This window comes from Cesiribacter sp. SM1 (genome assembly GCF_020178975.1).
GTDB lineage: Bacteria > Bacteroidota > Bacteroidia > Cytophagales > Cyclobacteriaceae > Cesiribacter.
This window is the reverse complement of the sequence record NZ_JAHXBU010000041.1, coordinates 107,072-119,480: the sequence shown is the minus strand read 5'-3', so window position 1 is coordinate 119,480 and position 12,409 is coordinate 107,072. Positions and strand designations below refer to the sequence as shown.

Annotated in this window: 9 protein-coding genes; 6 read left to right on the top strand and 3 right to left on the bottom strand. The window is 49.7% G+C overall.

The features are described from left to right. The first annotated feature begins 42 nt into the window (after nucleotides 1-42). Complete coding sequence (locus tag KWJ01_RS06240) at nucleotides 43-1,155, top strand: sensor histidine kinase KdpD (RefSeq protein WP_224995569.1); 1,113 nt, start codon at nucleotides 43-45, stop codon at nucleotides 1,153-1,155. Between the two features lie 25 nt (nucleotides 1,156-1,180). On the opposite strand, the gene KWJ01_RS06235 is transcribed toward KWJ01_RS06240, so the two are convergent. Beyond that, complete coding sequence (locus KWJ01_RS06235; protein WP_224995568.1) at nucleotides 1,181-2,059, bottom strand: AraC family transcriptional regulator; 879 nt, start codon at nucleotides 2,057-2,059, stop codon at nucleotides 1,181-1,183. A 138-nt stretch (nucleotides 2,060-2,197) separates the two neighbouring features. Here KWJ01_RS06235 and KWJ01_RS06230 point away from each other — a divergent pair, with 138 nt between their 5' ends. From KWJ01_RS06230 to KWJ01_RS06215, 4 genes are read left to right on the top strand one after another with little or no spacing between them, the layout of a single operon-like run. Beyond that, nucleotides 2,198-5,737 (top strand): PVC-type heme-binding CxxCH protein, encoded by a 3,540-nt coding sequence (locus KWJ01_RS06230; protein WP_224995567.1) that lies wholly within the window; start codon nucleotides 2,198-2,200, stop codon nucleotides 5,735-5,737. Nucleotides 5,738-5,793: 56 nt separating this feature from the next. Continuing rightward, on the top strand, nucleotides 5,794-7,383 hold the full coding sequence (locus KWJ01_RS06225; protein ID WP_224995566.1) for a sugar MFS transporter: 1,590 nt from the start codon (nucleotides 5,794-5,796) through the stop codon (nucleotides 7,381-7,383). A gap of 44 nt (nucleotides 7,384-7,427) precedes the next feature. Continuing rightward, nucleotides 7,428-8,315 carry a sugar phosphate isomerase/epimerase gene (locus KWJ01_RS06220; protein ID WP_224995565.1) on the top strand — a complete coding sequence of 296 codons (888 nt, stop codon included), beginning with the start codon at nucleotides 7,428-7,430 and terminating at the stop codon, nucleotides 8,313-8,315. Nucleotides 8,316-8,359: 44 nt separating this feature from the next. Further along, nucleotides 8,360-9,508: a Gfo/Idh/MocA family oxidoreductase gene (locus tag KWJ01_RS06215; protein WP_224995564.1), complete on the top strand. Its 1,149-nt coding sequence runs from the start codon at nucleotides 8,360-8,362 to the stop codon at nucleotides 9,506-9,508. A 64-nt stretch (nucleotides 9,509-9,572) separates the two neighbouring features. On the opposite strand, the gene KWJ01_RS06210 is transcribed toward KWJ01_RS06215, so the two are convergent. Together KWJ01_RS06210 and KWJ01_RS06205 are read right to left on the bottom strand one after the other, a co-directional pair. Beyond that, a complete protein-coding gene (locus tag KWJ01_RS06210; protein ID WP_224995563.1) occupies nucleotides 9,573-10,439 on the bottom strand; it encodes an RluA family pseudouridine synthase in 867 nt (288 codons plus the stop codon). A gap of 3 nt (nucleotides 10,440-10,442) precedes the next feature. Beyond that, nucleotides 10,443-11,357: a class I SAM-dependent methyltransferase gene (locus KWJ01_RS06205; protein WP_224995562.1), complete on the bottom strand. Its 915-nt coding sequence runs from the start codon at nucleotides 11,355-11,357 to the stop codon at nucleotides 10,443-10,445. A 244-nt stretch (nucleotides 11,358-11,601) separates the two neighbouring features. Between KWJ01_RS06205 and KWJ01_RS06200 the strand changes: the two genes are divergently transcribed. Then, entirely contained in the window at nucleotides 11,602-12,399 is a 798-nt protein-coding gene (locus tag KWJ01_RS06200; protein WP_224995561.1) for an RNA methyltransferase, read from the top strand. Nucleotides 12,400-12,409 lie beyond the last annotated feature (10 nt).

The window sequence follows — 12,409 nt, the reverse complement described above, 5'->3', positions numbered from 1 at the left end:
TTATTTTAAAAGAGCAGTGGAAATATTCATTAAGTTGCTTAAATGAGCCACCTCCTCCTCAAGGGTAAAAATAAAGTTGTATCTGTATACAGGCACAGGATAGTTGTTAATGCTGTGGCTTACGTTCTTTTACTGCTGATTGCTTTCATAGATTTTTCTACCGGCTACGAAATTTCTTCTTCCCTGCTCTACCTGCTGCCTATTTATATGGTATCAGCCCATGGTGCTACAAATAAAAAAGACAGCCTCTTTGTTGCGGGGCTTAGCAGCGTGGTCTGGTTTATAGTAGAATCGCAAACAGGCTTTCCCTATACCCATGCCGCTACCCTCTACTGGAATAGTGCTGTGCGTATGCTTACCTTTTTTATACTGGCGCTGGCTATTTACAAAATCAAGTCTAAAAAAAGGCAACTGGAGCTGGCAAACAAAAGGCTTGAAGAGGTAAGCCAGGAAAAGAACAAGTACATAGGCATAGCCGCCCACGATATCAGAAATCCGCTGAGCAACATATTCTTGTTAAGCAAGCTTTTGGCCGATCCCAGGGGTGGTACCACTTTAAACCAGCAGCAGCAGGAGTACATCAGGCTTATCGGCAGCATTAGTGCCGGGGCACTTAGCCTGCTCAACAACATACTGGACATCTCGCAAATAGAAGCAGGCACCTTAAAGGTTCAGAAAGAAGAGCAGGAGTACCTGGCCCTGGTGAATGAGGTGGTGCAGATGAACAAGCCTATTGCCGGTGAAAAGGGGCAGGTGATAGAAGTAGTATCAGCAAAGCCGGCGCTGTGGCTCCCTTTCGATAAAACCTATATAAGCCAGGTGCTGATGAATTTGCTGACCAATGCCATCAAATTCTCCTTTAAAGATGCTGTTATCAGGGTTATTATAAAGGAAGAAGAAGGGTTTGTTGTAACAAGGGTGGAGGACCAGGGAGTAGGCATTCGTGAAGAAGACAAGGAAAAAATATTCAGGCCATTTGAAAAAGCGCAGAATCAGCCAACAGCCGGTGAGCGATCCAGCGGGCTGGGGCTGGCCATTGTAAAAAAAGTAGTAGAAGCACATGGCGGCAACATAGGCGTAGAGAGCACTTATGGAAAGGGCGCAACCTTTTACTTTAGCCTGCCGCTGGCACCAGCCGCTGTTGCCCCGGCGTAAGGCTGTTTCCCGTGCCAAGGCAGGTTCAGATAAAAACAGCCTCCGAAAACTCACTTTTGTAGGCTTTGGGAGTTTTTTTGGTAAAGGCTTTAAACAGCCTGTTAAAGTTTGATAAAGTCTGAAAGCCGCTCTCGTAACAGGCTTCCGAAATTGTAACATTGTTTTCTATAAGCAGCTTGCAGGCATACCCAATCCTGATTTCAGTGACAAAATCAGAGAAAGTTTTGTTGGCATGAACTTTAAAGTAGCGGCTAAATGAAGTAGGCGCCATGTTAGCGATCATGGCAACCTCTTCCAGGCTGATTTTGTCCCTGAAGTGCCTCATTACATAGGCATGTACCTTGTTCATTCTTTCCGTATCCTCTTCCCTTAAGGTGTTGGTATAGCCCAGGCTGGAGATAATATTAAAGGTTTGGGCGTTTGCCAGTACATTCAGGATCTGAAGAAAAAGCAGCACCCTTTCAAAACCCTCCAGGTTCAGCAGTTCCCTCATCATCTTTTTTACCTTTAGTGCAGTGCTGCCTGTAACTTCAAACCCCCTGCGTGCCATCAGAAAAAGCTGCTTTATCTTAAACATCTCTTCTTTCTGAAGAAATGCTTTACCTAAGAAATCTTCCTGGAAGTAAATAACGATTCCTTCCGTCCACAGCTCCTCTTTGCCCTCAAAGTATTCATGATCACTGCGCCACAGGTGTGGCAGGTTAGGGCCGGTAAACACAATGTCGCCCTCTTTGAATGGTTTTACCTGGTCGCCAATAAAGCGGGTGCCTGTTCCGCGTAAAACCACAAAAATCTGGTATTCAGGATGAAAGTGCCAGTTGGGATCGAAGTGAGGATCTTTCAGGTACCTGACTACGAAAGCCTGGTTGGCTGGAATGGGGGTTTTCTGCAGGGCTGACTTCATTATTATACTTTATTACCCTCTGGTTCACTCCTTTTTTATGAGCGATGTTAAGATAAAGTCATAATTTGGTAAAAAAGAGTGAGTTTTTCAAGAATAATAAATTGATATTGAGGTATTGTAATCGTTTGCATTAAGCGTATGAAAAATTTTATTGCCTGTACTTTTGTTCTGCTGGGTTTCTTGTTGGTTTGTTGTGATACTGGAAGTGATAAAAAAGCAGACACTGGTCCGCGGAGAGTGGAGCTCCTTTTTCTGGGGCATAACAGCGAGCACCATAACTCAGAAGCATACATGCCAATGCTTGCTTCTTCTCTCTCTAAAGAGGGTATTAACCTAACCTACACGGCCGATTTAAACGACCTGAACCCGCAAACGTTATCGAAGTACGATGGGCTCGTTATTTATGCCAATCACGAGCAGATAAGCCCCAGTCAGGAGGAAGCCCTGATGAGCTTTGTGGAATCAGGAAAAGGTCTTATTCCTGTTCATTGCGCCAGCTTTTGCTTTCAGAATTCGGAGAAATACATAGAACTGGTAGGCGCCCAGTTTCAGAAGCACGAAACAGGCACTTTTCAGGCCCGCATTACAAACAGGGAGCACCCGGTAACAAAGAATGTAGAGGAGTTTACTACCTGGGATGAAACCTACATTCACCAGAAACACAGCCCCGACCGCACCATTCTGATGGAACGCGTAGAAGGGGAGCACCACGAGCCCTGGACCTGGGTAAAGGAGCATGGCAACGGACGTGTCTTCTATACTGCTTACGGACATGATGAGCGCACCTGGGGAAATCCCGGCTTTCATGAGCTGATGAAGGAAGGTATACTCTGGGCTGTGGGCGACAAAGTAAGGGGGCAGCACGAAGCCTTTATGAAAGACATGCCCAGCCTGGTGTACAAGGACGTACCAAATATTCCAAACTATGAAAAAAGAGACCCGGCCCCGCAGTACCAGGAGCCGCTTTCTCCCGAAGCTTCTCAAAAGCTGATCCAGGTGCCGGTTGATTTCAGGCTGGAACTGTTTGCTTCAGAGCCAGATATCATCAACCCTATTGCCCTTGAATGGGATGAGAAGGGCAGGCTTTGGGTAATTGAAACAGTAGACTATCCCAACTCTGTTCGTGATGAAGAAGGTGTAGGCGACGACCGCATAAAAATATGCGAAGATACCGACGGTGACGGAAAGGCCGATAAGTTCACCGTTTTTGCCGATAAGCTCAACATACCCACCAGCATGACCTTTGCCAATGGTGGTCTTATAGTTTCGCAGGCGCCACATTTTCTCTTCCTGAAAGATACCGATGGCGATGACAAGGCTGATGTAAGAGAGGTAATGATTGATGGCTGGGGCACCTATGATACCCATGCAGGGCCATCCAACCTTAAATACGGGATCGATAACAACATATGGGGTGTGGTGGGCTACTCTGGTTTTAAGGGCACTATTGCAGGCAAAGAGCAGGAGTTTAAGCAGGGCGTTTACCGCTTCAGCCCCGATGTTTCAGATTTTGAATTCCTAACCAAAACCAGCAACAACACCTGGGGGCTGGGCTTTACAGAAACCAACGATGTATTTGCTTCTACGGCAAACAACACGCACAGTGTGTTTGTGGGAATCCCCAACAGGTATCTAGAAGGGGTGAAGGGCATCCCTGCAGAAGGCAGTGCAAAAATTGACGGACATTATGCCATGCACCCCACCACACCTAAGGTGCGGCAGGTAGATGTTTTCGGTGGGTTTACCGCAGCGGCCGGCCATAACTTTTATACTGCCAAAAGTTATCCTGAAAAGTACTGGGATGGAGCAGCAGCCCTGGTGTGCGAACCAACAGGACACCTGGTGCATATAGCTAAAATAGAGAAAGATGGTGCAGGCTTTATCGAAAAAGACGGATGGAACCTGTTTGCCAGTGCAGATGAGTGGGTTGCGCCGGTAGAAGCAAAAGTAGGCCCTGATGGAGCCGTATGGGTACTCGACTGGTACAACTTTATTATACAGCATAACCCTACACCATCACCAGAAAGAGGAGGCTACCAGGCCGAAAACGGAGCAGGTAATGCCTATGAAAACCCCCTGCGCGATAAATCACACGGCCGTGTATGGCGGGTAGTGTACAAGGAGGCAGAACCTTATGAGCCCATGCAGCTGGATAAAGAAAATCCGGAACAGCTGCTGGAAGCCCTTGATCATGACAATATGTTCTGGCGCCTTACTGCGCAGCGCCTGCTGGTAGAGCGGGGAAAAACCGATGTACTACCTGAGCTTTATGAACTTGTAAATAGCAGGGAAGCAGGAAAGCAGGTGTTTAACCCGGCGGCCGTTCATGCCCTCTGGACCATCAAAGGCCTGGGAGCGCTGGATGGAGGGCAGAAAGAGGCAGTAGCTGCTGTGAGAGAAGCCCTGAAAAGTAAAGTGCCTGCCGTGAGAAAGGCTGCTGTGCAGGTATTGCCTAAAGCAGACTGGGCCAGGGAGGCAGTGCTGCAGTCTGGCATTTTACAGGACTCTGATCCGAACACACTGATGGCAGCTGTGCTGGCAGTGGCAGAAATGGAACCCACAGCGGAGGCAGGAGCCATGCTCTACAGCCTAAGCAAGGAGGAGCGCGTGGTAAAAGATACCTGGCTTGCCAAAGCAGTTTATGTGGCTGCCAAAAAACATTCCGATGGCTTTATGGCGGCTATGCTGCAGGAGCAGCCTGATTTAAAGGAAAAGCTAAGCAGCCAGGCCAATACAAAAGAGCCTGCCCGCGAAACCCCTTCTGCAAATGATGCTGGCTGGAAAGAAATGGAATTGCCAGGCACTATAGAAGCTGCCGGCCTTGATATGGATGGTGAGGTTTGGTTTAGAAGAACCGTTGATGTTCCTGCAAATGCTACTGGCCGCAAGGCAATGCTTTCACTGGGTGTTGTCGATGATGCCGACGAAACCTGGGTAAACGGTGTAAAAGTAGGAGGCGTGAAGGAAGGCGGCTGGAATAAAAAGCGCCAGTACGAGATTCCTGCTGGTGTATTAAAGCCAGGTAAAAATGTACTGGCTGTACGGTTGGAGGATAATGGAGGCGAGGGCGGTTTCAGAGGAAAGGAAGATGAGTTGTACCTCCAGTCCGGAGGCAATAAAATAATGCTGGCAGGGAGCTGGAAGTACGAAGTTACCAGGATGAAAAACGTGGGCCGGAAGGATGTATTCAATGGTACCCCCATTGCGGAAGTATTTGCAAAGTCTGACTGGGATAAATCCGGCGAGCTAACAGCTGGTACAGGAATGGCGGAAACAGCCGGGGCTCCACAGCAAATCCGGATCAGGGTAATTAAAAATGAAATGAAGTACGACCTGAAAAACTTTACCGTAGAAGCCGGTAAGCCAGTAGAGATCATTTTTGAGAACCCCGATTTTATGCAGCACAACCTGGTGATTACAGCGCAGGGAGCCCTGCAAAAAGTTGGTGCCGCTGCCGATAAGCTGGCAAGTGATCCTAATGGAGCGGAGATGCAGTACGTGCCGGATATGCCAGAGGTGCTCTTCAATACTAAGCTGGTAAATCCGGAAGAAACCGTAAAGCTTACGTTTACAGCGCCTGCAGAAGCAGGCACCTATCCCTTCGTTTGCACCTTCCCGGGCCACTGGCGCATCATGAACGGGGAGATGAAGGTAGTAAAGGGCAAAGCCACCCTTTGATTTTTCAGGTACTGAAACTCTTACCCTTATACTGATTTTTATCTAATCCTTGATGTATGGAGCATAAAAACAATCTTTCGGGCGCAGCCCTGGAAAAACCAGATATCAAACTGTTCTGGGCCTGCTTTGTAGCCCTGGTTACCACTTCTTTCGGCTTTATTCTGCGGGCGCTCACCCTGCCGCAATGGGGCGAAGAGTTTAACCTCACCAACACCCAGATAGGGGAGATTGCCGGTGTAGGCCTCTGGCCCTTTGCCATCAGCATTGTGCTCTTCAGCCTTATCATCGACAAAATAGGCTATAAAAATGCCATGATCTTTGCCTTTGTCTGCCACCTTGGCTCGGCAGTGCTCACCTTTTTTGCCACCGGCTACTGGTCGCTCTACATTGCTACATTTATTGTGGCATTGGGCAATGGTACAGTAGAGGCAGTGGTAAATCCTGTGGTGGCTACCATGTTTCCGCGCGATAAGGCCAAATGGCTCAACATGCTGCATGCAGGCTGGCCTGCCGGTTTGGTATTAGGAGGTGTAATGGCCCTGCTGATGGGCGCCGAAGCAAGCTGGAAGCTTAAGATGATCCTGATCCTCCTGCCTACCATTGCCTATGGTTTGATGATGTTCCCCCGGCGCTTCCCCATCAATGAAAGGGTTAAGGCAGGGGTATCTTACCTGGAGATGCTCAAGGAAGTGGGCATCGGTGGTGCCCTGGTGGTTTCTGCCCTTATTGTGTTTCAGATCGGCTCTATCTTTGAATGGAGCCTGATGACGAACATCCTCATTACCCTGGCCCTGGTTGCTCTTTATGGTTACTTTGTTCGCAGCTTTGGCCAGCCCATCTTTATCATTCTCATCCTGCTGATGATTCCGCTGGCTACCACAGAGCTGGGCACCGACAGCTGGATCTCTGACCTGATGGCTCCTGAAATGCGCAACATAGGTATTCAGGCAGGCTGGATCCTGGTGTACACCTCTGCTATCATGGCCATTCTTCGCTTTTTTGCAGGCTCTATCATCCACAGAATTTCTCCCCTGGGTCTGTTGGCTGTCTGCTCAGCTGTAGCCGGCATCGGGCTGCTGCTTTTATCTGTATCAACCGGAGTGATGGTGCTGGTAGCCGCCACCGTATTCGGCCTGGGCAAAACCTTCTTCTGGCCAACCATGCTGGGTGTGGTAGCAGAACGCTTTCCCAAAGGCGGTGCTTTAACGCTTAACATCACCGGTGGTGTGGGCATGATTGCTGCTGGTGTGGTGGGTGCTGTAATCCTGGGCTTTGTACAGGATAAAACCATTGATACCAGGCTGGCAGCCTATGATGTTGAAAACAGCACTACCCTGCATGAGAGCTTCGCTACAGAAGAAAAGACCAGCATTTTTGGAGATTACCGTGCCGTAGACCAGGTAAAAGTAGCGGGAGCAGATGAGGAGACGCAGTTCACCATTCAGTCTATTTCCGAGCTGGCCAAAAAAGAGGCCCTGCAAACCATCGCTATTTTCCCTGCTTTTATGCTGGCGGTATACCTGGGGCTGATCTTCTATTTCAGATCCAAAGGTGGCTACAAAGTGGTGGTGCTGAAGCAGGGAGCACAGGAGCAGGAGGAGGCCAGGAAAGACTTACTCGACGAAGATCCTGCCGTAGTAGCCTAGTGCTCTTTGAGCACCGGCATAATTTCAATCTTAAATATTAGTTTATGAATGTACGCTTTGGGGTTAGTACCTGGTTGTGGACCTCTCCTTTCACTACCGAAACTGTGCATCTTTTTCCGAAGATCAGGGAAATGGGTTACGATGTGGTGGAGATTCCGGTAGAAGATCCAGACCTGATTGATGTGGAAAAGGTAAAAGCTGCACTGGTGGCCAATGAGCTGGAGGCAGCAGTTTGCGGTGCTTTTGGCACCAGCCGCGACCTTACCCACGACGACCCCGCTTACCACAAAAACAGTTTCGACTATATCAGGCGCTGCCTGGAAATATGCGAAGGGCTTGGTGCTAAATTTTTAGGAGGCCCTATGTATTCTGCCGTAGGAAAGGCGCGGCTGGTATCGCCAGACCAAAAGAAGCTGGAGTGGGAGCGGGCAGTAACAAATCTTCGGAAGGTTTGCCACATGGCAGAAGATAAGGGACTTGAAATTGCCCTGGAGCCGCTCAACCGTTTCGAATCCGACCTGGTGAATACTGCAGAAGATGTGATGCGACTGATCTATGAAATAGATCATCCGGCAGCCAAAGTTTTACTGGATGGTTTTCACATGAACATAGAGGAGCCCGATGTGGAAAAAGCAATTGTTCTGGCTGGAGATAAGCTGCTGCACCTGCAGGTTTCTGAAAACTACCGCGGAACTCCGGGTACAGGACAAACCCGCTGGGATGCTTACAAACGCGGCCTTGAAGCAATCAACTACAATGGAATTGTATCTATTGAAAGCTTTACGCCAGAGGTGAAAGAGCTTGCCGGGGCAGTCTGCATCTGGCGTCCGCTGGTGCCCAGCCAGGATGCTTTTGCATCGGATGGGCTCCGTTTTTTGAAGGAATGGGCTGATGTGCCCGCTGTAACAGACAAGGTGCAGGTAAAAGCCTGATCTTTTCCTTTTCAACCATTGAATGCTAAAAAATATCTATATCCATGAACCAGAAGAAAATAAACATAGCGATAGTTGGATTAGGCTTTGGTGCTGAATTTATTCCTATTTACCAGCGGCACCCCAATGCCAATATGTATGCTATCTGCCAGAGAACCCAGGCTAAGCTTGATGAGATTGGCGATGCCTTTGGTATAGAAAAAAGGTACACCTCCTATGAGGAGCTTCTGCAGGACCCTGAAGTAGATGCTGTTCACATCAACACGCCTATCCCGGATCATGGGCGGCAGTCAATTATGGCTCTGAAGGCCGGCAAGCATGTGGCCTGTACGGTACCCATGGCCACCACCCTGGAGGAGTGCAAGGAAATTGTGGAACTGACGCAGGAAAAAGGCCTTACCTACATGATGATGGAAACAGTGGTGTATGCCCGTGAATTCCTGTTCATGAAGGAACTGTATGAAAAGGGAGAACTGGGAAAAATACAGTTCCTGAAAGCAAGCCACCAGCAGGATATGGATGGCTGGCCCAACTACTGGCCTGGGCTGCCGCCTATGTACTATGCCACACACTGTGTAGGACCGGTACTGGGCCTCACCCGCGATGAAGCCGAATATGTTTCCTGCTTTGGCTCAGGTACCATCCGGGAAGAGCTGCAGCAGCATTACAACTCGCCTTATGCCGTGGAAACCACGCATATTAAATTCCGGAATTCCGACCTGAGTGCGCAGGTGTACCGTTCACTCTTTGATGTGGCCAGGCAGTATCGCGAAAGCTTTGAGGTGTATGGTTCTCAAAAATCTGTAGAATGGCCCCTGATCGAAGGCCGCCCGCTGGTGGTGCATACAGCAAAACTGCCCGAACCGGAGATTCCGCATGAGATCGAAAGCCCCGATTTTGCACACCTGCTACCTGAACCCATCCAGGCCTTTACCACCAGGGGCGTGTATGATTCTGATGAGCACCAGCATCTTTCTTTTACCCAGGGTGCCGGGCATGGAGGTTCACATCCGCACCTGGTACATGCTTTTTTAACTGCACTGGCAGAAGGCAAAGATCCCTACCCAAATGCAAGACAGTCGGCAAACATCACCTGTGTAGGCATTTTAGCACATGAGTCGGCCAAAAAAGGGGGTGAGATCATACGCCTGCCGGAGTTTACCCTATTGCAGCCAGAGAAAGTGCTTGTTTAAGTTAGAGGAAGTTTACACAACTAAGTATCAAAGCCGGATAGTGCTTTGAGCGGAGGGGAAATGTTTATTTCCCCTCCGCCAGTTTTAGAAAGTCCTTGGGTAGTTTAAGCTCAGCTTCTATTATTTTCCCTGAAAGGGGGTGGGGCAGGCGTAGCTGGTAGGCCAGCAGGTGAATGGGCCTGTTGTCTACTTTGGGAGCTCCATAGCGCCAGTCGCCGGCAATGGGGCAGCCAATGTGAGCCAGGTGTACCCTGATCTGGTTTTTACGGCCGGTCTCCAGCTCAATTTCCAGCAGGCTGTGGTTGCGGTAGTGCTCCACCTCCCGGAAATGGGTAATGGCTTCTTTGGCTCCTGGTGCTTCATCCTGTACCACGTGTACCCGCTGCCGTTCGTCTTCCTGCAGCCAGGTGTGAATGGTGCCTTCGCGCCTTTCGGGGGCGCCATGTACCAGGGCATAGTAGCGTTTTTCTACCTCCTGCCAGTTATCTTTCAGCAGCTCCTGCACTTCTTCGCTCTTGGCAAAGATCAGCAGCCCGCTAACCTCACGATCCAGCCGGTGCACAATGAAGGGGCGCTGCTTTCCACCTGATTTAGCCCTTACCCAGTCAAAAATCTCTTTATAAAGGCTGGTTTCAGGGGTTTTGCTCTGGTTAACCGTTAGCAGCCCGGCAGGCTTTTCTACAATCAGGAGGTGGTCGTCTTCGTAATGTACCGGAAAAGGCGATTGTTGTTGCTTCTGGGGTGCACTGCCTTTGCGGATCTCTACCTTGCTCCCCTCTTTTACCTCCAGGCTTGGGTTCGCCAGCGGTTTGCCATCTACCAGCAGGATAGCATGGCGCAGCATATTTTTAATGCGCTGCCTGGGAGAATCAGGCAGCTGATCCTGCAGTAGTTCAAACAGGGAAGCAGTACGGCTTGCGGTAAATTGCATGGGTTAGCGTTTTAATCTTAAATAAGTACCAAGTGGTAGCTGGGGTCCGGATTTTGCCTGCAGGTACAACTCTCCCAGCTCGGGGCTTTGCACGCCCATGTGCTGCCGCACAAGGTTGGCCATTACCAGGGCCGATAAGCCCATGGAATAGAGGTTGAGGATAAAGAAGCTATCGCGGGGCTCCAGCAGCTCTGCGCCCAGGGCTACTAATTCGTTGATATTTTGCTCCAGCACCCATTTTTCGCCTTTGGGCCCGCGGCCATAGGAGGGAGGGTCCATGATAATGCCGTGATAGCGGTTACCACGTTTTGCTTCGCGCCTTACAAACTTCAGGGCATCTTCTACCACCCAGCGTATTTCAGGTAATTTACTGGCCTCACGGTTTTCGTTGGTCCAGGTAATGGTCTGGCGAACGCTGTCGAGGTGGGTAACCTCTGCACCGGCCGCCGCCGCAGCCAGGGAGGCCCCGCCGGTATAGGCAAAAAGGTTAAGCACCCGGGGGCGCTTCAGGGGCATCTCCCGGATGGTATCGTAAATCCAGTTCCAGTTTACAGCCTGCTCCGGAAAAATACCAATATGGCCAAAAGCCGTAAGCGCCAGCCTGAACTGTATGTTCATCTCGCCGCGCTGGTAGCGCATGAGCCATTCTTCTGGCATTTTGCTGTTTAGCTGCCAGTTGCCCTTATCGGCATTTAGCACGGGTTGCTCCTGGCGGCCTTTTTCACGAACGTAGCGGGCATGTGCCTGCTTTTCCCACTCCTGCTCCGGGAGCTTTTTTGGCCACACGGCCTGTGGTTCGGGGCGGGCCAGCACAAAACGGCCAAAGCGTTCGAGCTTTTCAAAATCGCCGCAATCCAGCAGCTCATAGTCTTGCCAGTCTGTTGGGCTTAGCAGGTTTAATGTATAGTTGTCAGGCATGTGTTCTCCTCTTCCAAAAGGTTTCTGTTTTGTAGGTTCGTCCGGAAACCCAATGTAAATTCAGCACGCATTTGCAGCATTTGTGTGGTACGGGTTTTCTATCTGAAAAATAAAACCCGCTTTATTTGTTTAGCGGAACTGCAGCAGCGATCATTTTCGCAAATTTGCATAATCCGGACCAGCTTTGATAATATTTAACTAACAGCCTTCACAGTCGTTCATTAATAATAACAACCTTTTTGTAATGCTCGTTATTACCTCGCCCCAAAACCCCCGCATAAAAAAGCTGCTCGAACTTCAGGAGAAAAGCCGCACCCGCCGCAACGATAATATGTTTGTGATAGAAGGCCCGCGGGAGATCAGGCTTGCCATTGCCGGAGGTTATCGTATTGAGAGCCTTTACTTCTGTCCGCAGCTTATCAATACACAGGAAGCTAGAGATGCTATTTATGAAGCAGGCAACGCCGAGCAGATAGAGCTGAGCCTGCAGGTGTTCGAAAAGGTTGCCTACCGGAAAACAACGGGTGGCTTACTGGCTGTGGCCCTTATGAAAGAGCATGGCCTCCACAACCTGGAGCTGAGCGATAACCCGCTGATACTGGTTTGTGAGGGCGTGGAAAAGCCAGGTAACCTGGGGGCGCTGCTTCGTACGGCCGATGCAGCCAAACTTGATGCGCTGATCATCTGTGACCCTAAAGCTGATTTTTATAATCCTAATGTAATCCGCTCCAGTGTTGGCTGTGTGTTCACCCAGCCAATAGCTGCTGCCACATCAGAAGAAACCATCGCCTGGCTAAGGCAGCATAAGATAAAGATATATGCCACCGCGCTTACAGCTTCTGTTCGCTACGATACTGTAGATCTTAGCGAGCCGGCTGCCCTGGTAATGGGTACAGAAGCAACCGGCCTTACCAATGTGTGGCTCAGGGCTTCAGATCAGAACATCATCATTCCCATGCGTGGAGTAATTGATTCCATGAATGTATCTGCAGCGGCAGCAGTGGTAGTTTTCGAGGCAGCGCGGCAGCGTAGTTTCTCATAACCTTTTACAG

What these genes read in the sequence shown, in the direction of transcription:
- KWJ01_RS06230 (WP_224995567.1), top strand. Translation starts at nt 2,198, where the DNA reads ATGAAAAATTTTATTGCCTGTACTTTTGTTCTGCTGGGTTTCTTGTTG.
- KWJ01_RS06225 (WP_224995566.1), top strand. Translation starts at nt 5,794, where the DNA reads ATGGAGCATAAAAACAATCTTTCGGGCGCAGCCCTGGAAAAACCAGAT.
- KWJ01_RS06215 (WP_224995564.1), top strand. Translation starts at nt 8,360, where the DNA reads ATGAACCAGAAGAAAATAAACATAGCGATAGTTGGATTAGGCTTTGGT.
- KWJ01_RS06240 (WP_224995569.1), top strand. Translation starts at nt 43, where the DNA reads ATGAGCCACCTCCTCCTCAAGGGTAAAAATAAAGTTGTATCTGTATAC.
- KWJ01_RS06200 (WP_224995561.1), top strand. Translation starts at nt 11,602, where the DNA reads ATGCTCGTTATTACCTCGCCCCAAAACCCCCGCATAAAAAAGCTGCTC.
- KWJ01_RS06220 (WP_224995565.1), top strand. Translation starts at nt 7,428, where the DNA reads ATGAATGTACGCTTTGGGGTTAGTACCTGGTTGTGGACCTCTCCTTTC.
- KWJ01_RS06205 (WP_224995562.1), bottom strand. Translation starts at nt 11,357, where the DNA reads ATGCCTGACAACTATACATTAAACCTGCTAAGCCCAACAGACTGGCAA.
- KWJ01_RS06210 (WP_224995563.1), bottom strand. Translation starts at nt 10,439, where the DNA reads ATGCAATTTACCGCAAGCCGTACTGCTTCCCTGTTTGAACTACTGCAG.
- KWJ01_RS06235 (WP_224995568.1), bottom strand. Translation starts at nt 2,059, where the DNA reads ATGAAGTCAGCCCTGCAGAAAACCCCCATTCCAGCCAACCAGGCTTTC.